This is a genomic window from Komagataeibacter nataicola (assembly GCF_003207795.1).
GTDB classification, from domain to species: Bacteria; Pseudomonadota; Alphaproteobacteria; order Acetobacterales; family Acetobacteraceae; genus Komagataeibacter; species Komagataeibacter nataicola.
This window is the reverse complement of sequence record NZ_NIRT01000007.1, coordinates 105383-124257: the sequence shown is the minus strand read 5'-3', so window position 1 is coordinate 124257 and position 18875 is coordinate 105383. Positions and strand designations below refer to the sequence as shown.

Here is an 18875-nt window from a genome sequence, read left to right as displayed (position 1 = left end):
TTGCCGATCCATCGCGTTGGTGGGTGCCTATGGCACTGACCCGCTTCACGCGCGGCCTGCGCGTCTCGCTGGCACGCCTTCCCCTGTTTGGTGATGGCAGGTACCTGCCTGCCGCCCCCGTTCATAACGTGCGCGACCTGTGGCCGGGCAATTCCACCGCTGGGGCGCGCATGGCGCGGGGCAGCCTGACTTGGGCGGGCTACACCCACCCCGTGGGGCCGGGGCAGTGGGATGCGCCTGAATTCGAGCCTGCCTTCCGTGAAGGGCTGCTCAGTTTCCGCTGGCTGCGCGACCTGCGCGCCGTGGGCACCGATGCCGCGCGGCTCAAAGCACGCGCGCTGGTGGATGACTGGCTGCATCATCCCTCCCAGAGTCCGATGGCGCTTGAATGTGGCGTGATCGGCTCGCGGGTTGCGGCATGGCTGGGGCATTATGACTTCTTTGCCGCTTCGGCCAGCGATGCGTTCCGCCAGCGCCTCATGGCCCGCATTCTGGTGGAAGGGCGCATGATCGCCGCCCTCATGCCGCCCGAGCAGCCGGGCTGGCAGGGGCTGACCGCGCTCAAGGGGCTGCTGGCCGTGGCCGTGGCCATGCCGGAATATACCGGTTTTCTGACCCGCTACCGCCGCTATATCGACAACGTGGTGGAAAGCCAGATCCTGCCCGATGGCTGGCACATCGAGCGCAGCCCCGAAGTGCAACTGCGCGCTCTGCGTGAACTGGCCGAGATGCGGGCCATGATGCAGGCGGTGCAGCATGCGCTGCCGCATTCGGTTGCTTTGGCCCTGGACAAGATGAGCCCGGTGCTGCGCGCCATGCGCCATGGCGATGGGGGGCTGGCGCTGTTCAACGGCAGCCATGAGCGCAGCGCCGCGCTGATCGACATGGTGCTGTCGCAGGCCACGCGCACGCGGGTCGTGGCCAATGCCATGCCCGATGGCGGGTTTGTGCGCATGCAGGCCGTGCGCTCGCTACTGCTGGTGGATGTGGGCATTCCCGCCCCGGCCCCGTTCGATCATAATGCGCATGCGGGCACGCTGTCGTTCGAGTTCTCGTGCGCGCGCCAGCGTCTGATCGTCAATTGCGGCGTGCTGCCTGCATGGAAGGACGCCCTGCGGCAGACGGCGGCGCACTCGGTCGTGACGGTGGAGGGCATGTCATCCTCCGAATTTGGCGAGGATGGCACGGTCCGCCGCCGCCCCGCCCATGTGGGGGTGGAGCATGCGGTGGCCGAAGGCGCGCACTGGCTCAACCTGTCGCATGATGGCTACCATGCCTCCGCCGGGGCGACGTATTACCGCAGGCTCTACCTTGCGGCCGATGGCGAGATCCTGCGCGGCGAGGAAACGCTGGAAGGCGAGCGTGAACTGGCCTTTGCGCTGCGGCTGCACCTGCACCCGTCGGTAACAGCCGTGGATGCGCTTGATGGCTCCATCCTGCTTACTGCTGGCGAGCAGCACTGGCGCTTCCGCGCGGAAGGGGGCGTGGTCTCGATCGAGGAGAGTGTCTATTCCGGCGGGCAGGTGCCCTGTCGCACGTTCCAGCTTGTGGTGCAGGTAGAGCCGGCGGCCAGCAGGCCGGAAGGCGAGGCAGGCGCTGGCGTGGAGCCTGCGGCCCCCCCGCCGCAGGGCAGCACGCCGCTGGGCGATGTGCCGCCAGGCAAGGTGCGGCAGGTGGTGCGCTGGGGGCTGAAGCGTGAAAAGCTGCTCCTGCTGACATGAAGATTCTTGAAATCACGAATGTTGATTTCTCGATGCGGCAGTTCCTCTTTCCCCTCACGCAGGCGCTGCGTGCCGAAGGGCATGATGTTGTCGGCATATGTGCTGATGGCCCGTTGCTGGCGCAGGTGCGCGCCGATGGGCTGCGCGTGGTGTGCGTGCCCATGTCGCGCACCCTCTCGCCTCTGGCGCAGTGGCGGGCATGGCGGGCGCTGGTGCGTGTCATCCGGGTGGAAAAACCCGATATGGTGCATGCCCATATGCCCATAAGCGGCCTGCTGGCGCGTTTCGCGGCCCGGTGGTGCGGCGTGCCGCGCATTGCCTATACCTGCCACGGTTTTCTGTTCAACCAGCCCGGCTCGCGCCTGCGACGGATTGCGGCCCTGGTGCTGGAATGGCTGGCCGGGCGCGTGACCGACATCTACCTGACCGTATCGGAGGAAGAAGCACGCGATGCCCGCAGGCTGGGCATCCACCGCCATGCCACCGCCATTGGCAACGGGCGCGATCCGGCCATCTTCCACCCCGACCCGCAGGCCCGCGGCCGCCTGCGCGCGGCGCTGGGCGTGGGGGAAGGGCAGGTGGTCATCCTCGCCGTATCAAGGCTGGTGCGCGCCAAGGGCTACCCCGAACTGCTGGCGGCCATGGAGCGCGTGCCCGATAACGCGGTGCTGTGGATTGTGGGCGAACGCCTGCCGAGCGACCGGGGGGAGGATCTGACCGCGTGTTTTGCCGCCGCCCGCGCAAGGCTGGGGGCGCGGCTGGTCTTTCTGGGCTACCGCGAGGACGTGGCCGCCCTGATGGCGGCGGCGGATATCTTTACCCTGCCCAGCCATTTCGAGGGGCTGCCGATGAGCGTGATCGAGGCCATGCTGTGTGGCCTGCCGGTTGTCGCCACCACCATTCGTGGCCCGCGTGAGCAGGTCGTGGCGGGCGAGACCGGGCTGCTGGTGGCGCCGGGCGACGCTGTGGCACTCGCCACCGCCCTTGCGCGGCTGGTGGGTGATGCCGCTCTGCGCGAACACATGGGCGAAGCCGGGCGGACCCGTGCCCTTGCGCGATACACGCAGGCGGCCGTCATGGCCCGTGCCACGGCACGGCTCACGGGCGGAATGACCTGATTAAAAGTTTTTGGGTGCCGCCTTTTTTCAAAAAGGCGGCGTTGACTGACGCTTTTTGAAAAAAGCTTCACCAAAAACTTTTGTTATTTTTCAATATTTTATTGGGGTGCGCCGGACTGCTGGCCTTCGCCCTCGCTGCCGCCCATGGCCTGGATCAGCGCCTGTGTCTGGGCCTGATGCGACTGGAGCAGCTTGACGTTATCGGGGTTGAGCGGCGGCATGCTCTTGCTGTCCTGGGCAGGGTGCTGCATCACGGCGCTGGTCAGGCCAAAGGTGGTGATGCCCATCACGAACTCACGCGCGCTCATGCCATTATGCTGCAGGATTGGCTGAAGCGCGGGCATGGCCTCGGTGCGCTTGATCGTCTCTTCAAGCGACATGTTGGGGGTTTCTGGCGGAGAGATGCGTGACTGACGGATCTGCTCGATCACCGGCATCATGCGGGTGAAGAAATCCTTGGGCAGCCTGTATTCCGCCACCGTTTTCATGTCGCGGGCAATGGCGGCCTGCTGGGCAGGCGTTGGCTGCGCCTGCTGCGTTGCGCCCTGCTGCATGGGCTGCTGGGCCAGAGCCGCGGGCCCGGCTGCAACTGCAAGTGCGCAGGCGGTGGCGGCAAGGGTGCGGCGCAGGAAGGAAGCGGTCATGGCTGGTTGCTCCATTCGCCCTGTCTCATCAGGGGTTCGCGTGTGCCATCGTGATTGATGGCGTCTACATCGATCTTGCTGGACCCGATCATCCAGTCAATATGGATGAAGCTGGTATTGGCACCCTGCTCGGCCAGATGGGCCTCGGTCAGGCTGTCGGTATCGAGCATGCACTTGGCGTAGGACTGGCCAAGGGCGATGTGGCTGGCCGCATTCTCGTCAAACAGGGTGTTGCGGAACAGAATGCCGCTTGCCGAGATGGGGGATGAGGCGGGCACAAGCGCCACTTCACCAAGGCGGCGCGCGCCCTCATCGGTGTCGAGAATGCGGTTGAGCACATCGAGGCCACTGCTGGCATGGGCCTCGACAATACGCCCCTCTTCAAAGCGTACGGCGATATCATCGATCAGCGTGCCCTGGTGGAACAGTGGCTTGGTGGCGCGCACCGTGCCGCTGACCTTGCGGGCATGGGGTGTGGTGAATACTTCCTCAGTCGGGATGTTGGGGTTGCACACGATGCCATTGCCTGCGGGTTCCGCGCCGCCCGCCCAGGCATGGCCATCGGCCAGGCCCACGGTCAGGTCGGTGTCGGGGCCGGTGAAGTGCAGGGCGGCGAAGCGCTTTTCGTTCAGCCAGGTGGCACGCTTGTGCAGGTGGGCGTTATGGGCTTTCCATTCGGCCACCGGATCATCCACCATCACGCGCGAGGCCTGGAAAATGGCGTCCCACAGGCGGCTGACGGCTTCCTCCTCCGGCACGCCGGGAAAGACCTGTGCCGCCCAGGCGGGGGTGGCAAAGGCCACGATGTTCCAGTTGATGGCGAATCGCGTGATGAGCTCCATCGCGGGCCGCCCCGCCTTCGAGGCCGCACGGCCAATGCGTGAGACGCGCTCGGCATTCTCATTGGCCAGCAGCACCGGGTTGCCCCCGGTAATGGCCATGCGCGCCGCCCCCTTGCGGTAGGCGCTGGCCATGCCTTCGTGCAGCCAGTCGGCGGCGGTGTCGAGCGTATCATCCGCCGCATGGTGGAAGCGCGCCAGCGTTGTCACGTCATCGGAATAGAACGGCGTGACCAGTGAAGCGCCTGCCCTGTAGGCGTGCTCGGTAATGCGGCGCACCAGCGGCACGGCGTCGAGCGGGGCCGTGATGAGAAGCTGCTGCCCGTGCGCGATATTCACGCCCACGCGAACGGCGACTTCGGCCAGGCGGTCCAGAAGATGTTCATGCCGGGGGGAAAGAGCCATGCGTAATCATATCCTGTAAAAGGCAGGCGGCGTGCCGCAGGCCTGCGGAAAGTGCCCCGCAGGATAGACGACACACGCCCGGTGCGTAAAATGATAACCGCAAACCAGCGGGAGCATGCACTCAATGAAACAGGCGTTACCGGGTTCCCGCGCGTTATGCACCGTATCGGCAGCACTTGAGGCCCCGCAGCGCGTGGTGTGCGATGGCCGGGCCGTGGTGGTGTGGATGGTGGAGAACGATCACCCTGCCGTGATCGATGACCGCTGCCCGCATGGCAATGCCCGGCTTTCTGATGGATATGTGCTGTATGGCCGCATTGTCTGCCCGCTGCATATGTGGACCTTTGGCGCGGATGGCCGCCCGCACGCCCCCGGTGGCCGCATGGAGGCGGCAGGGCCCATGCCGCAACCCTATGAAAGCTGGATCAGCGGGGATGAAGTCTGGGCGCGGATATGATGCCAGACGCACCGTATGGCGCAGGCAGGGGGTCATGTATTTTACGTGGATTGACCATGACCGCGCCAGACAGGGTCATGGCCTGTCCGGCATGGAGTGCGGCGTTGGGGCTGCCTATGCCTGGCTTATAAAATGTTTGAAAACAAACCATTGATAAAAATAAGAAAAGTTTTTGTGTGCCGCCTTTTTTTAAAGATGACATCTTCTGAAGCTTTTTGAAAAGAGCTTCACCACAAACTTTTATAATTTCCCGGCATGACTGGACCTGTCTGTTCAAGCAGCCATTTATTTCACTGCTTCTGCTTCATCGTTACCCTGTTCTGGCGCAGATTCCCGCTTCAGCCATGCCTGTATCACCGCCAGCAGATAGCCCTGCTGCTGTGCATCAAGCATTTCCCCTTCAGGCATGGCGTGCCATTTGGCAACACAGCCCCGGCAGCAGGTGCCGGTGGCGTGCTGGGCAATGAAGACCGGGTGCCCGCGCCATGGCGTCTGCCTGCCATCACGCGCGGGCCGGGCGGGGGCGAGGCGGGTGGCAATGAAGTCCGCCGCATGGCGCATGACTGCGGGCAGGCCCCGGCTGGCAAGATAATCCTGCTCCTTTGCCCCAAGGTGAAAGCGGGCGCGAAATTTGGAGTAGGCCAGCCGCGCCCATAATTCCGGCGCGACAGGAGGCAGGGCTGACAGGTCGGCCAGTGGCGCAGGCATGGGGCGTGGTGCCGCGGGCGCAAACAGGTCAGCCTGTTGCGCCGGGGCTGCCTTGCGTGCGGGCCGGCGGGCCATGGCTCAGGCCGGCTGCACCAGAACGTGGCGCTTGCGCCCTGCCGAGAGCTTGATCGCGCCTTCAACCAGGTCGGCGTTGGTAATGGTCTGCGCCTCATCCTGAACCACCACCCCGTTCACGCGCGCGCCACCGCCACGGATCAGGCGGCGGGCCTCGCTGTTGGTGCTGGCAAGGCCAGCCTCGGCAAACAGGCGGAAGGCAGGCATGCCTTCGGTCAGTTCGGCGGCAGGCACGGAGGTGGTGGGCAGGTCGGCTGTCAGGGCGCCTTCCTCAAAGGTGCGGCGGGCGGCCTCGGCGGCTTCCTCGGCGGCGGCGCGGCCGTGGCACAGCGCCGTGGCCTCGGTGGCCAGCACCTTTTTCGCCTCATTGATCCCGGCCCCCTCAAGGGCGGCCAGGCGGTCGCATTCCTCAATGGGCAGTTCGGTAAACAGCTTGAGGAAGCGGCCCACATCCGCATCCTCCACATTGCGCCAGAACTGCCAGTAATCGAACACCGGCAGCCGCTTGGCCGAGAGCCACACCGCACCCTGCGCCGTCTTGCCCATCTTGGCGCCGGAACTTGTGGTGAGCAGTGGCGTTGTGAGCCCGAAAACCTGCGCCCCGTTCATGCGGCGCACCAGGTCGATGCCCGATACGATGTTGCCCCACTGGTCGGATCCCCCCATCTGGAGTGTTACGCCATGACGGAGGTTGAGCTCGCGGAAGTCGTAGGACTGGAGAATGGAATAATTGAATTCCAGGAAGGTCAGCCCCTGCTCACGCTCCAGCCGCGAGCGCACCGAGTCGAACGAAAGCATGCGGTTGATGGAAAAATGAATGCCCACATCACGCAGCAGGTCGATGTAGGAGAGCCTGTCCAGCCAGTCGGCATTATTGGTCAGGAGCGGCTCGGTGGGGCCGGTGCCCAGCGGCAGGAACTGCCGCAGGCAGGCTTCCACTCCGCGCAGGTTGGTGGCGATGGTTTCCGCCGTCATGAGCTTGCGGGCTTCCTCGCGGAAGGAGGGGTCACCGATCTTCGCGGTGCCGCCGCCCACCAGGGCCACCGGGCGGTGGCCGTGGCGGAGCATCAGGCGCAGCATCATGATCTGGATCAGGCTGCCCACGTGCAGGCTGTCCGCCGTGGGGTCGAACCCGATATAGCCCCCCACCGGTCCGGCCTGCATGGCGGTATCGAGCGCCTCCATGTCGGTGCACTGGAATATGAAGCCGCGTGCTTCGGCTTCCCGGAGGAATTCACTCTTGGGCATGATCTGTTCCGCGCTGTAAGGTCCGTCGCTGGCCGGGCCGCCCCGGCGCGGACCAGCCTCTAGCATGTTCACGACCGTTGATGAAACCGCCCGGAACCAGCCAGGGCGTGAATCAGTCCGCCGCGAGTGCCAGCATCTTGCGGTTCATGACCGTGCTCACGTGGTCTTCCAGCGCTTCGGCCACCTGATCGGCCTGATTGGCGAACACATGGTCGGCCCCCTTGAAGATGCGGTAATCCACGCTTACGCCCTTCTGGGTGTTCAGCTTGTCGACAAGCTTGCGCACGGCGGGCTCGGGCACGAGTTCATCGTTCTCGCCCGCGATCATCAGCCCGCCGCAGGGACACGGCGCCAGAAAGCCGAAATCATAGTAGTTGGCGGGGGGCGCCACGCTGATCCAGCCGGTAATCTCGGGGCGGCGCATGAGCAGCTGCATGCCCACGAAGGCCCCGAAGGAATAGCCCGCGATCCACAGCCCGCTGGCGTTGGGGTTGACCATCTGCATCCAGTCAAGGGCGGCGGCGGCATCCGAGATCTCGCCAATGCCACCATCATAGCGCCCCTGCGAGCGGCCGACCCCGCGCGAATTGTAACGCATGACCGAGAAGCCCATCTTCTCGAACGCGCGGTACATGGCGTAGGTGATGCGGTTGTTCATGGTACCGCCATGCAGCGGGTGAGGATGGAGCACCAGGGCAAGCGGCGCGTTGGGCGCGCTTGAGTGGTGGTATCGACCTTCCAGGCGGCCATCAGGGCCGGCAAACATGACCTCAGGCATAGGTGTCCCGCATTTGCATCTCCCCGTGCATTCCAGGCATTGCAACGGGAACGGTTGCTGTTACAGCCTGCCCGACCGGCGATGCCCCGTCAGGTCGGCAGGCAGAGAAAAAGTGCTGCCTCCCGGCTGCCACGCGTGCCGGATGCAGGCGGACGGCCTGTATTCATCCGGTGGTTACAGCACGGAAAACAGAAGTGACCCGGCCTGACGGCACCAGGCCAGAAATATACCAACCCACCTCAATAATGGGCATTATGCCTACCGGGTAACAGTGCATCTTCGGCAGGCGTGCCCTGCGCGGGGGGCAGATATGGCGGTATATGGCCACGGCCCGGGCCGTGGGCAACATTCCTTTCCGCCAGCGCGCCGGGGGTCTCGTGTCGGTTCGCTCTCCTTGCCATGGCCCGGATGGCGGGCGGGCGACATTGAGGCAGCGGTATGGGAAAAGGGGGTGTCCATCACCCATAACACGTTGCAATAAATATTATGTTGCGCTGCCTTATAGCGGTGTGGATTCACAAAATGCCAGATAAATCGTAATTCCCGTCGCAAAAGGACTTGGCGTAACCCATATGGCTGGACAGCATGAGCACCCTGAGCGACCGTTTTACATATCTTGACGCCAATGCCGCCGAGCCCATCCGGCCCGAAGCGCTCGAGGCCATGACGCAGGCGGCCCTCGTGGCGGGCAATCCGGCCTCGGTGCACCGGGCGGGCCGCAAAGCCCGCGCCGTGCTCGAGACCGCGCGTGAGGACATCGCGGCCCTGTTTGGCGCAGCGGCCGAGAACTGCGTGTTCACCTCCGGCGGCACGGAAGCCAATGTGCTGGCCATTGCCGGGCAGGCAGGCGGCAGGCGCGTGCTTGTGGGCGCAAGCGAGCATGATGCCGTGCGCGCGGCTACCCTGTCCGCCACCATTCCCGTGCGGGCCGATGGCGTGCTCGACCTCGCGGCCCTTGAGCGCATGCTGGCGGCCGGGGGGCCACCCGCGCTGGTCTGCGCCATGCTGGCCAATAACGAGACCGGCGTCATCAACCCCGTGCGCGAGATCGCTGACCTGTGCCACGCCCATGGCGCGCTGTTGCATGTGGATGCGGTGCAGGCGGCAGGGCGCATCGCTTTTGGCATAGAGGAACTCGGCGCTGACAGCGTGGCCATCTCGGGCCATAAATTTGGTGGGCCGAAGGGTGCGGGAGCACTTTTGCTGGCTGGCGGGCGGTTTCATGCCATTCCGCCGCTTCTGGCCGGTGGCGGGCAGGAGCAGGGGCGGCGCGGCGGCACGCCCGCGCTCCCGGCCATTGCGGGCATGGCGGCGGCGGCAAGGGGCGCGGTTGCGGGCATGACAGCACAGGCCGCGCGGCTTGGCGCCTGGCGCGACCGGATCGAGGCGGCGGCCGTGGCGGCAGGAGCCCGTGCATGCGGGGCCGGGGCCGCGCGCCTGGCCAATACCACCAGCCTTGTGCTGCCCGGACGGCGGGCGCAGACCCAGCTCATCGCGCTCGACATGGCGGGCTATGGTGTTTCTGCCGGATCAGCGTGCTCATCGGGCAAGGTGGCGCGGTCGCATGTGCTCGAGGCGATGGGGCTGGGCGCGGATGCGGGCTGCGCCATTCGCGTCTCGCTGCCGTGGTCGGCGCGCGAGGACGATGTGCAGGGTTTCATCAACGCCTACACGGCCATGGCGGCCCGCCTGCCCGCACAGGCCGGAGCGCTTGCATGACCGGGCCTGAGCTGATCTATCTCGACTATCAGGCCACCACGCCGTGCGATCCGCGCGTGGTGGCGGAAATGATGCCGTGGTTTGCGCATAGCTTCGCCAACCCCCACAGCCTTGACCACGCGGCAGGCCGCGCCGCGCATGAGGCGGTGGAACAGGCCCGGGGCGAGGTCGCGGCCCTGCTCGGCGCTGAGGCGCGTGAGATCGTGTTCACCTCGGGGGCGACCGAGGCCAATAATCTCGCCATCAAGGGGGCCGTGCGCCACCTGATCGCGCGCGGGGATCCGCGCAGGCGGGTCATCACGGTGGCGACCGAGCACAAATGCGTGCTGGAATCGGTGCGTGATCTGGCGGCCGAGGGCTGCGAGCCCGTGATCCTGCCCGTGCGGCCCGATGGCACGCTCGACCCTGATGTGCTGGCCACGGCCTTGCAGGTGCCCACGCTGCTCACCTCCATCATGGTCGCCAATAACGAGACCGGCGTGCTGCACGACCTTGCAACGCTGGCCCCCATCGTGCGCGCGGCAGGCAGCCTGCTGCACAGCGATCTCGCACAGGCGGCGGGCAAGGTGGATGTTGATGTCAGGGCGTGGGATCTCGATCTTGCCTCCGTCTCGGCGCACAAGCTGTACGGGCCAAAGGGGGTGGGCGCGCTGTTCGTGCGGCGCAGGCCGCGTGTGCGCCTTGCCCCCCTGTTCTCGGGCGGGGGGCAGGAGCGTGGCCTGCGCTCGGGCACGCTGCCTGCGCCGCTGATTATCGGATTTGGTGCCGCATGCCGCATCGCCCGCCTTGAAGGCGCGGCCGAGCGTACCCGCATTGCGGCCCTGCGCGACCGCATGCTGGCCGCCCTTGCGGCGGGCTGCCCCGGCCTGCGGGTGCATGGCGGCATGGAGGCAAGGCTTGCCGCCAACCTCAATCTGGGCTTCGAGGGGGTGCGCGCGCTCGATCTCCTGGCGGCGGCCCCCGAGCTATGCCTGTCCACCGGTTCGGCGTGTTCCTCGGCTGAGGTGGTGCCATCCTATGTGCTCAGCGCAATGGGTCTTGAGGCCATGCGGGCGGCGGAAGGCTTGCGTCTGGCGGTCGGACGCTATACCTCACCCGCCGAAGTGGATCGCGCGGCGGCGATCCTGTGCCGCGCGGTGGCACATTGCCGCGCGCAAGGCAGCGCTGCGCCACTGTAACGGGCGCAACGCACAGGCAGGATGGAAAAGATGGCTCATATAGTATTCATCGAGCGTGATGGCACCCGCCGCGAGGTCGCGGCCCCGCTGGGCCTGTCGGTTCTGGAAATCGCGCACAAGAACGGTGTCGACCTTGAAGGCGCATGCGAAGGCTCGCTGGCCTGCGCTACCTGCCACGTGGTGGTTGACCCCGAATGGGCACCCAAGCTGACACCGCCGACCGAGGATGAGGAAGACATGCTCGACCTCGCCTTCGGGCTGGAAAAGACCTCGCGCCTGGGCTGCCAGATCGTGATGACAGAGGCGCTCGACGGCCTCGTGGTGCGCCTGCCCAGCACGTCCTGAACGGGACGGACCAGGCCGCCCGCGTGATTTATGGCGCGGGCGGGCAAGACGATGTTTGACGTGCGGTGCCCGGAGGCTGATAGTTCTCCGGGCATTGCCTGTTCAGGGAAAGTGGAACCGAGCCCATGCGTATTCTTGTGGCCATGTCTGGCGGGGTGGACAGTTCCGTCGTTGCCGCGCGCCTCGTGGCCGAGGGGCACGAGGTCATTGGCGCGACCCTTCAGCTCTACGATTCCCGCGAGAGCAAGAAAAAGGGCGCCTGCTGTGCCGGGCGCGACATACACGACGCCCGCCGCGTGGCTGACAGGCTCGGCATCCCCCATTACGTGATCGACGCCGAACGCCGCTTTCATGACAGCGTGATCGATACCTTCGCCAATGCCTATGCCGCAGGCGAGACCCCGGTGCCGTGCGTTGCGTGCAACCAGGGCGTGAAATTCACCGATCTTCTGGGCATGGCGCGCGACCTTGGGGTCGATGCCATGGCCACCGGGCATTACGTGCGCCGGGTGGAAGGCCCCGATGGCGTGGAGATGCACCGCCCCGTTGATGAAGGGCGCGACCAGTCATGGTTCCTGTTCGCCACCACGCGCGACCAGCTTGATTTCCTGCGCTTTCCGCTGGGCGACATGCCGGACAAGGCCACTGTTCGCGCCGAGGCCGAGCGCTTTGGCCTTGCCGTGGCCGCCAAGCCCGACAGCCAGGACCTGTGCTTCGTAACCGATGGCTCCTACGCCGCCCTGGTGGAAAAGCTGCGCCCCGACATCACCGGCGCGGGCGAGATCGTGGACCAGTCCGGCCACGTGGTGGGCCAGCATGAAGGCGTGAGCCGCTACACCGTGGGCCAGAGCAAACGGCTGGGCAATGCCGCCATGCTGGCGGGCGAGCGCCAGATGGTGGTGGGCATCGAACCTGCCCGCAGGCGCGTGGTGATCGGCCCGCGCGCCCATGCCGTGGCCCGCACGCTGGTGCTGCGCAACATGAACTGGCTGGTGCCGCAGCCGGGGCCACAGGGCCTGCGCTGCGCGGTGCAGATCCGCGCGCGCGAGGCGGTCCGTGCCGCCACCGTGTGGGCGCTGCCTGATGGCGGTGCGCGCGTGGTGCTTGACGAGGGGGCCGTGCCCGCGCCGGGGCAGGCCTGCGTGATGTATGAGGGCAGCCGGGTGCTCGGTGGCGGGTTCATCCGCCGGGTCGAGACCGAAGGTGAAGGGAAGGCGGCATGATGAACGACAGTATTCTGGTCATAGGCACGCGGCGGTATTCATCATGGTCGCTGCGCGGGTGGCTTGCGGTGCGCCTGGCCGGGCTTGACGTGCGCGAGCAGGTGATCCCGCTGGCCGATAATGGCGAGACGCCCGCCATCCGCACCATCTCGCCCAATGGCAAGGTGCCTTATCTTGAACATGACGGGGTTGCCGTGTGGGAGAGTCTGGCGCTGTGTGAATACTGCGCCGAGCAGGCCCCCGGTCTTTGGCCCGCAGATGCCCGCGCGCGCGCCTATGCCCGCAGCATCGCCGCCGAGATGCACGCAGGCTTTCGCGCCGTACGCGCCGCCATGCCCATGAATACCGGGCGCGAAAACCGGCCGCTGGCTGCGGGCACCACGGCGGATATCGACGCCGATATTGCGCGGATTGATGCGATCTGGACCGAGGCGCGGCTGGATTTCGGCAAGAGTGGCAGTTTCCTGTTCGGAGAAAAATTCGGCATGGCGGATGCCATGTTTGCGCCCATCGTCTCGCGCTTCCTGTCCTATGGGGTCAATCCCTCGCCGGAATCACGGGCCTACATGACCGCCGTGCGCGCGCATCCGCTCATGGAAGAGTGGTACCAGCTTGCAGCACAGGAGCCAAAGCAGTGGCAGCAGGCACGTTTTGAGGGTATCGCCTGAGCCCCGTGCAGACCCTGCCGTGGCGCGTGGCGGTGGTGCTGCCCGCGCGTGAAGGCTTCAGTGCCGGGGCCGTGGGCGCGATTGGCCTGCAGGTCGCGGCCCTTGCTGGCCCCAATGATGTCATCATCGGCGCGCCGGTGGCAGGCCCCACGCTGCTGCCCGGGCATGAATACCGCGCGGTGCGCTCCGGCCTGTGGCCGCCGGGCAGCCGCAGCCACCGTTATGCCGCTGCGGTGCTGCGCATCGTGCATGATATCGCCCCTGCGGTGGTCGAGGTGCATAACCGCCCCGATACCGCGCTGCATATCGCCCGCAGCCGCCCCGGCCAGCATGTGCTGCTGGTGCTGCATAACGACCCGCAGGGCATGCGTGGCGCCGAGACGCCTGGCCGCCGCGCGGCCCTGCTGCGGTGGATGAACGTGGCCTGCGTGTCCGGCTGGGTGCGCGGGCGCTTCATGGAGGGGGTGCCCGTCACGGATGGGCAGTGGGTTGGCGTCTCGCCCAACGGGGTGGCCATTCCCGCCACTGTGCCACCCATGCAGGATCGCGCGCCACAGGTCATGTTCGCCGGGCGCATGGTGGCAACCAAGGGGGCCGACCTGTTTGTTGCGGCCTGCGCCCGGCTGGCTCCGGCTTACCCGCACTGGCGCTTTGACATGATCGGGGCCGACCGGTTCCGCGCCGATGCGCCGGTAACGCCTTTCATGGCGGAACTGCTGCCCCGCGCGCAGGCGGCAGGCATCGGGATTGAGGGCTACCGGCCCCATGCGGATGTGCTGGCGGCCATGGCGCGGGCGGCCATCGTGGTGGTGCCCAGCCGCTGGCCCGAGCCCTTTGGCCTTGCAGCCCTCGAGGCCATGGCGGCGGGTGCGGCCCTTGTGGCTGCCCCCACCGGCGGCCTGCCGGAGGTGGTGGGTGATGGCGGCCTGCTCTGCCCGCCCCTGCCTACGCCGGAACTGGCACAGGCCATCGCCCGGCTGATGGACGGGCCGGCCCTGCGGGCGGACCTTGCCGCGCGGGGCCGCGCGCAGGCGCTGCGCTTTGGCGTGGAGCATGCGCGTGCGTGCCGCGCCCATATGCGGGCCGAAGCCCTGCGCCGCCGCCGCGCCTGACGCCGCGTTTTTGTGTTTTTATGCCGCGCGGGTATGGGACAGGACTGCGCGCCGTCCTATATCTGGGCACACAAGGCTCATGCCCAAACACTGGAGGTTCCATGTCCGATACCGTTCAGGCCGTACCTGACGCCAAAGCTGCGAACGCCCTCGTGCCGGTTACGGTGCTGACGGGCTTTCTCGGCGCAGGCAAGACCACGCTGCTCAACCATATCCTCACCGCCGAGCACGGCCGCAAATACGCGGTTGTGGTCAACGAGTTTGGCGAACTCGGCGTGGACAACGATCTCGTGGTCGATGCCGACGAGGAAGTGTTCGAGATGAATAACGGCTGCATCTGCTGCACCGTGCGCGGCGACCTGATCCGCATCCTCGGCAACCTCATGAAACGCCGCGCCAAATTCGATGGCATCATCGTCGAAACCACCGGCCTCGCCGATCCCGCCCCCGTGGCCCAGACCTTCTTTGTCGATGAAGACGTGCGCGGCAAGACCCGGCTCGATGCGGTGGTGACCGTGGTCGATGCCTACAACGTGCTCCAGACGCTCGACGAAAGCCCGGAGGCGGTGAACCAGATCGCCTTTGCCGATGTCATCATCCTCAACAAGGTTGACCTTGTGGATGAAGCCGGGCTTGAGGCGATTGAAAAGCGCATCCGCTCCATCAATGCCGTGTGCCGCATCCACCGCGCACAGCGTGGTGACGTGCCGTTATCCGACGTGCTCGACCAGGGCGGCTTTGACCTCCAGCGCGCGCTCGAGCATGCTCCCAACTTCCTCGAAGACACCAGCCACTCGCACGAGGCCGATGTCACGTCGATGTCGTTTGAAGTGGAAGAACCGCTCGACGCCGCCAGGTTCCAGGCCTGGATCGGGGCCGTGCTGCAGGAGCAGGGCGCGGATATCCTGCGTGCCAAGGGTATCCTGAACTATGCGGGCGAGAACCAGCGCTTCGCCTTCCAGGCGGTGCACATGATGGCTGATGGCGGCTTTATCGGCCCGTGGAAGAAGGACGAGCCGCATGTCTCGCGCCTTGTCTTTATTGGCCGCAACCTCAACCGCCCGCAACTGCGTCGCGGCTTTGAAAGCTGCCGTGCGAAATGAGCGGCACCATGAACGACACCATGCCCCCCTCGCTGCTTGAACGCCGGGGCGCGCAGCGCCAGCTTGAAGGCCAGATTACCGGTTGCGCCATTGCGCGTGACAGCCAGCAGGTCGCCTTCGCCACCGGTGAGGGCGACGTGATGGTCGCCAGCCGTGCCGACTGGGGCCGCTCGGATGCGTGGGATGTGCAGACCGTGCATGACGGCGCGGTGCTGTCCATCGCCCCCGATGCCGCCCCCACCGGCTTCCTGACCGGCGGTGACGATAACAGCCTGCGCCGTATCGCTGCTGATGGCAGCGTGAGCGAACTGGCAAAAGGCCGCCGCTGGATCGAGCACATCACCACCTGGGCGAATGACAAAGGCGGCGTGATCGCCTTTGCATCCGGCAAGCAGGTCGAACTGCGTGATGCGCAGGGCCGCGACACGCTCAAGGTGCTCGAGCACCCCTCCACCGTCAGCGGCATCGTGTTTGACGCCAAGGGCAAGCGCATCGCGGCCTCGCACTACAACGGCGCATCCATGTGGTTCGTGCAGGCCAAGGTGGACACGCCGCGCCAGCTTGAATGGAAGGGCAGCCATATCGGCATCGCCATCCACCCTGCGGGTGAGGCGCTGGTTACCTCCATGCAGGAATCGGAACTGCATGGCTGGCGCCTGTCCGACGGGCACAACATGCGCATGAGCGGCTACCCCTCCAAGGTGCAGTCCATGGCCTTTACGCGCAATGGCAAGTGGCTGGTGACCAGCGGGGCGGACACCATCGTGATGTGGCCGTTCTTTGGTGGCGGCCCGATGGGCAAGCCCCCGATGGAGGCTGGTGGCATTCCCGGTGTCATGTGCACCCGTGTCGCCTGCCATCCCGTGCATGACATCGTGGCCGCGGGGTTTGCCGATGGCGCGGTGCTGATGGTCGATACCAATGCCCAGCGCCTGCTGCCGGTCAGCATGGCGGGTGAGGGGGCCGTAACCGCGCTCGCCTTCAGCCCCGATGGCTGCGCGCTGGCCTTCGGCACGGAAGATGGCCGGGCCGCCGTGATCGACCTGTCGGCCAAATAAAGCAGCAAGGGGGCGGAAAAACGCATGCGGGTGCTGCATGTCATGGCCGCGAAAGGCAATGGCGGGGCGGAGCTTTATGCGACCGATGTCATGTGCAGCCTGCATGAGGCAGGGCTTGAACAGAGCATGGTCATGCACCCCGCAGCCCCCCGTGTGCCCGCCATGCGGGCGGCGGGGATGGACGTGGACACTGGCCCGCTGCGCCTGCCGTTCCGCCCTGCGGCCCGCCATGCATTGCGCCGGCTGATCGGGCGCATCAGGCCCGACCTCATTCATTGCTGGCTGCGCCGCGCGGCCGAGATCGTGCCTGCGGGCACCGGGGTGCCGGTGATTGGCTGGTTTGGCAATTACAAGGACCTGCGCCCGTTTGCGCATTGTGACTGGTTTGTGGGCTGCACGGCGGATATGGCCGCCTCCATGGTTGCACGTGGTGCGCCAGCCGATCGGGTGGCCTATATCCCCACGTTTCCTTCCGTAACACCACAGCCGCCAGTCTCGCGGCAGGCGCTTGATACGCCGCCCGATGCCCCGGTGCTGCTGGTGCTCTCGCGCCTGCACCCCGCCAAGGGGCTGGAAACCCTGCTGGATGCACTGCCCGCCCTGCCGCGCTGCCATGTGTGGCTGGCGGGCGAGGGCGAGCTGCGCGCGGCCCTGGGCGCACAGGCTACAAGGCTGGGGGTGGCGGAGCGGGTGCATTTTCTGGGCTGGCGGTCGGACCGGGGCGCCTTGCTGGCGGCGGCTGACCTGTGCGTGCTGCCTTCGCGCTACGAACCGTTTGGCACCGTGATTCTCGATGCCTGGTCGGCAGGCGTGCCGCTTGTCGCCTGCGCGGCAGATGGGCCACGCGCCCATATCAGCAACGGTGAAAACGGCATGCTGGTGCCGATTGATGATGCCCCGGCGCTTGCCACGGCCATTCGCGCGGTGATTGATGACCCGGCCCTTGCCGCGCGTATTGTGGCAGGTGGCACGCGTGATTATGAGGCAGGCTTTACGGCGCAGGCCGTCACCAGCCAGTGGCTGGCTTTTTATAAGCGGGTGCTTCAGGCAAAAAACGGATAAAAGTTTTTGGGTGCCGCCTTTTTTCAAAAAGGCGGCATCTGTCGAAGCTTTATGAAAAGAGCTTCACCAAAAATTTTTCTTATTTTACGGCAGTTTTTGCCGCAGGCGGGGGCTTGGGCGCAGAGGCCATGCCATCAAGAAACGCCTCGGCGAGGGCTGCATAGAGCGGCTGCGAACAGATCATGCGCGACACGCCATAGGCCAGGAACGACGTGGCCAGCAGGGCCAGCGTGACCTGCTGGTTATCACACATTTCCATGACAATGACCGAGGCCGTCAGCGGTGACTGCACCACGGCCGAGAAATAGGCCACCGTGCCCAGCAGCACCACGGCACCTGGCGTGGTGTGCGGCAGGAACTGCGCCACCCATCCGCCAAACCCTGCCCCGATGGCCAGCGACGGCGCAAACAGCCCCCCCGGAATGCCCGAACAGTAGGAAATGATGGTGGCGATGAATTTGAGGATGAAGAACGAGGCGGGATAATGTGTGCGCCCGTCAATGATTTCATGCGCCTGATAATAGCCGGTGCCATAGGTGATCCCGCCCGAGGCAATGCCCAGTATGGCCAGCAGCAGCCCGCACACGGCGGCAAAGGCGACCGGGCGCCCCTTGGCGAAGCGCCCCAGCCCGCCGGGCAGGCCACGCGTTGCGCGGATGAGAATGGCCGAGAACACGCCCCCGCCAATGCCGCCCAGAATGCCGCAGGTTGGCACCGCGATCCAGCTGATGCCAATGGGCACGACCACATCCGTATGGCCGAAATAGCTGTAATTGCCCACAAGGGCGATGGCCGTCACACCCGACAGGATCACGCCGGTGAGCATGGTGCCGCTGGTGCGCTGCTCAAAGGAATGGCTGAGTTCCTCAATGGCGAACACGATGCCCGCCAGCGGCGTGTTGAACGCGGCGGACACCCCCGAGGCGCCGCCTGCCAGGATCAGTCCGCGTCGCATGCTGATGGTGGACAGGTTGAGCCACCGCCCGCACGCATGCATGATGGCGGCACCAATCTGCACGCTCGGCCCCTCGCGCCCGATGGACGCGCCCGCCACCAGCCCGAGCGAGGTCAGCACGATCTTGCCCGCCGCCACCCGCAGCGACAGCAGCCGGTCGACAATGGCGAAATTTTCAAGGTGCAGTGTTGCAATGGTCTGCGGTATGCCGCTGCCCTGCGCGCCACGAAACCAGGTGCGCGTCAGCCACGTTGAAAGCGCAAGCCCGCCCGGCGTCAGCACAAGCATCAGCCACGGGTTGAACGCGATGATGTGCGTGCGCAGGCTTGCCGCGGCATCAGCGGCCAGGGCAAAGCCCACCGCCACCACGCCCACTACCACGGCGGCAGCCCAGCACGCGATCTTGCGCCGCCACTGCTCGGTGGTGATCCGCGCGGAACGGCGCAGATGGCGCATATG

Annotated in this window: 19 protein-coding genes; 12 read left to right on the top strand and 7 right to left on the bottom strand. The window is 66.0% G+C overall.

The genetic code is table 11. The annotated features are described in order from the left end of the window. The first annotated feature begins 29 nt into the window (after window positions 1–29). Together CDI09_RS06035 and CDI09_RS06030 are read left to right on the top strand one after the other, a co-directional pair. The gene (locus CDI09_RS06035; RefSeq protein WP_078526310.1) at window positions 30–1721 is read left to right on the top strand and encodes a heparinase II/III family protein; all 1692 of its coding nucleotides are present in this window, start codon (window positions 30–32) and stop codon (window positions 1719–1721) included. Then, window positions 1718–2839, top strand: coding sequence for a glycosyltransferase family 4 protein (locus tag CDI09_RS06030; protein ID WP_078526312.1), 1122 nt, complete (start codon window positions 1718–1720; stop codon window positions 2837–2839). Before CDI09_RS06035 ends, CDI09_RS06030 begins: the two co-directional genes overlap by 4 nt. Window positions 2840–2937: 98 nt before the next feature. Here CDI09_RS06030 and CDI09_RS06025 read toward each other — a convergent pair whose 3' ends face one another. After that, the gene (locus CDI09_RS06025; RefSeq protein ID WP_078526314.1) at window positions 2938–3483 is read right to left on the bottom strand and encodes a hypothetical protein; all 546 of its coding nucleotides are present in this window, start codon (window positions 3481–3483) and stop codon (window positions 2938–2940) included. Beyond that, complete coding sequence (locus tag CDI09_RS06020; RefSeq protein ID WP_078526316.1) at window positions 3480–4727, bottom strand: aminopeptidase; 1248 nt, start codon at window positions 4725–4727, stop codon at window positions 3480–3482. Before CDI09_RS06020 ends, CDI09_RS06025 begins: the two co-directional genes overlap by 4 nt. Before the next feature lie 124 nt (window positions 4728–4851). Here CDI09_RS06020 and CDI09_RS06015 point away from each other — a divergent pair, with 124 nt between their 5' ends. After that, a complete protein-coding gene (locus tag CDI09_RS06015; protein ID WP_078526318.1) occupies window positions 4852–5184 on the top strand; it encodes a Rieske (2Fe-2S) protein in 333 nt (110 codons plus the stop codon). On the opposite strand, the gene CDI09_RS17550 is transcribed toward CDI09_RS06015, so the two are convergent. From CDI09_RS17550 to CDI09_RS06000, 4 genes are all read right to left on the bottom strand, one after another. Further along, window positions 5153–5461, bottom strand: a complete 309-nt coding sequence (locus CDI09_RS17550) for a hypothetical protein (protein WP_146220810.1) — start codon at window positions 5459–5461, stop codon at window positions 5153–5155. The genes CDI09_RS06015 and CDI09_RS17550 overlap by 32 nt on opposite strands. Before the next feature lie 8 nt (window positions 5462–5469). Next, the gene (locus CDI09_RS06010) at window positions 5470–5892 is read right to left on the bottom strand and encodes a DUF4186 domain-containing protein (RefSeq protein WP_078528017.1); all 423 of its coding nucleotides are present in this window, start codon (window positions 5890–5892) and stop codon (window positions 5470–5472) included. A 78-nt stretch (window positions 5893–5970) separates the two neighbouring features. Continuing rightward, entirely contained in the window at window positions 5971–7215 is a 1245-nt protein-coding gene (tyrS, locus tag CDI09_RS06005) for a tyrosine--tRNA ligase (protein WP_236944684.1), read from the bottom strand. A gap of 112 nt (window positions 7216–7327) precedes the next feature. Beyond that, window positions 7328–7993 (bottom strand): alpha/beta hydrolase, encoded by a 666-nt coding sequence (locus CDI09_RS06000; RefSeq protein ID WP_078526322.1) that lies wholly within the window; start codon window positions 7991–7993, stop codon window positions 7328–7330. 585 nt (window positions 7994–8578) lie between these two features. Here CDI09_RS06000 and CDI09_RS05995 point away from each other — a divergent pair. From CDI09_RS05995 to CDI09_RS05955, 9 genes are all read left to right on the top strand, one after another. After that, a complete protein-coding gene (locus CDI09_RS05995) occupies window positions 8579–9712 on the top strand; it encodes a cysteine desulfurase family protein (protein WP_078526324.1) in 1134 nt (377 codons plus the stop codon). Beyond that, complete coding sequence (locus tag CDI09_RS05990; protein WP_078526326.1) at window positions 9709–10890, top strand: cysteine desulfurase family protein; 1182 nt, start codon at window positions 9709–9711, stop codon at window positions 10888–10890. Before CDI09_RS05995 ends, CDI09_RS05990 begins: the two co-directional genes overlap by 4 nt. Window positions 10891–10920: 30 nt before the next feature. After that, entirely contained in the window at window positions 10921–11235 is a 315-nt protein-coding gene (locus CDI09_RS05985; protein WP_061273819.1) for a ferredoxin family 2Fe-2S iron-sulfur cluster binding protein, read from the top strand. Window positions 11236–11360: 125 nt separating this feature from the next. Continuing rightward, complete coding sequence (gene mnmA / locus CDI09_RS05980) at window positions 11361–12458, top strand: tRNA 2-thiouridine(34) synthase MnmA (protein WP_078526328.1); 1098 nt, start codon at window positions 11361–11363, stop codon at window positions 12456–12458. Then, entirely contained in the window at window positions 12458–13126 is a 669-nt protein-coding gene (locus tag CDI09_RS05975) for a glutathione S-transferase family protein (protein ID WP_078528018.1), read from the top strand. The genes mnmA and CDI09_RS05975 overlap by 1 nt, the downstream gene beginning before the upstream one ends. Window positions 13127–13140: 14 nt before the next feature. Continuing rightward, window positions 13141–14238, top strand: a complete 1098-nt coding sequence (locus tag CDI09_RS05970; protein WP_078528020.1) for a glycosyltransferase family 4 protein — start codon at window positions 13141–13143, stop codon at window positions 14236–14238. A 101-nt stretch (window positions 14239–14339) separates the two neighbouring features. After that, window positions 14340–15341 (top strand): CobW family GTP-binding protein, encoded by a 1002-nt coding sequence (locus CDI09_RS05965; RefSeq protein WP_078526330.1) that lies wholly within the window; start codon window positions 14340–14342, stop codon window positions 15339–15341. Further along, entirely contained in the window at window positions 15338–16399 is a 1062-nt protein-coding gene (locus tag CDI09_RS05960; RefSeq protein ID WP_078526332.1) for a WD40 repeat domain-containing protein, read from the top strand. Before CDI09_RS05965 ends, CDI09_RS05960 begins: the two co-directional genes overlap by 4 nt. Window positions 16400–16423: 24 nt before the next feature. Continuing rightward, the gene (locus CDI09_RS05955) at window positions 16424–17461 is read left to right on the top strand and encodes a glycosyltransferase (protein WP_078526334.1); all 1038 of its coding nucleotides are present in this window, start codon (window positions 16424–16426) and stop codon (window positions 17459–17461) included. 79 nt (window positions 17462–17540) lie between these two features. On the opposite strand, the gene CDI09_RS05950 is transcribed toward CDI09_RS05955, so the two are convergent. Next, window positions 17541–18872 (bottom strand): chloride channel protein, encoded by a 1332-nt coding sequence (locus CDI09_RS05950; RefSeq protein ID WP_110571215.1) that lies wholly within the window; start codon window positions 18870–18872, stop codon window positions 17541–17543. Between the last annotated feature and the right edge of the window lie 3 nt (window positions 18873–18875).

Excerpts from the sequence above, each read along its gene's own strand:
- CDI09_RS05955 (WP_078526334.1), top strand. The coding sequence starts at position 16,424 with ATGCGGGTGCTGCATGTCATGGCCGCGAAAGGCAATGGCGGGGCGGAG.
- CDI09_RS05995 (WP_078526324.1), top strand. The coding sequence starts at position 8,579 with ATGAGCACCCTGAGCGACCGTTTTACATATCTTGACGCCAATGCCGCC.
- CDI09_RS05975 (WP_078528018.1), top strand. The coding sequence starts at position 12,458 with ATGAACGACAGTATTCTGGTCATAGGCACGCGGCGGTATTCATCATGG.
- CDI09_RS05960 (WP_078526332.1), top strand. The coding sequence starts at position 15,338 with ATGAGCGGCACCATGAACGACACCATGCCCCCCTCGCTGCTTGAACGC.
- CDI09_RS06000 (WP_078526322.1), bottom strand. The coding sequence starts at position 7,993 with ATGCCTGAGGTCATGTTTGCCGGCCCTGATGGCCGCCTGGAAGGTCGA.
- CDI09_RS06020 (WP_078526316.1), bottom strand. The coding sequence starts at position 4,727 with ATGGCTCTTTCCCCCCGGCATGAACATCTTCTGGACCGCCTGGCCGAA.
- CDI09_RS06025 (WP_078526314.1), bottom strand. The coding sequence starts at position 3,483 with ATGACCGCTTCCTTCCTGCGCCGCACCCTTGCCGCCACCGCCTGCGCA.
- CDI09_RS05965 (WP_078526330.1), top strand. The coding sequence starts at position 14,340 with ATGTCCGATACCGTTCAGGCCGTACCTGACGCCAAAGCTGCGAACGCC.
- CDI09_RS05985 (WP_061273819.1), top strand. The coding sequence starts at position 10,921 with ATGGCTCATATAGTATTCATCGAGCGTGATGGCACCCGCCGCGAGGTC.
- CDI09_RS06035 (WP_078526310.1), top strand. The coding sequence starts at position 30 with ATGGCACTGACCCGCTTCACGCGCGGCCTGCGCGTCTCGCTGGCACGC.
- CDI09_RS06030 (WP_078526312.1), top strand. The coding sequence starts at position 1,718 with ATGAAGATTCTTGAAATCACGAATGTTGATTTCTCGATGCGGCAGTTC.
- CDI09_RS06010 (WP_078528017.1), bottom strand. The coding sequence starts at position 5,892 with ATGCCTGCGCCACTGGCCGACCTGTCAGCCCTGCCTCCTGTCGCGCCG.
- CDI09_RS05990 (WP_078526326.1), top strand. The coding sequence starts at position 9,709 with ATGACCGGGCCTGAGCTGATCTATCTCGACTATCAGGCCACCACGCCG.
- CDI09_RS05950 (WP_110571215.1), bottom strand. The coding sequence starts at position 18,872 with ATGCGCCATCTGCGCCGTTCCGCGCGGATCACCACCGAGCAGTGGCGG.
- mnmA (WP_078526328.1), top strand. The coding sequence starts at position 11,361 with ATGCGTATTCTTGTGGCCATGTCTGGCGGGGTGGACAGTTCCGTCGTT.
- CDI09_RS06015 (WP_078526318.1), top strand. The coding sequence starts at position 4,852 with ATGAAACAGGCGTTACCGGGTTCCCGCGCGTTATGCACCGTATCGGCA.
- tyrS (WP_236944684.1), bottom strand. The coding sequence starts at position 7,215 with ATGCCCAAGAGTGAATTCCTCCGGGAAGCCGAAGCACGCGGCTTCATA.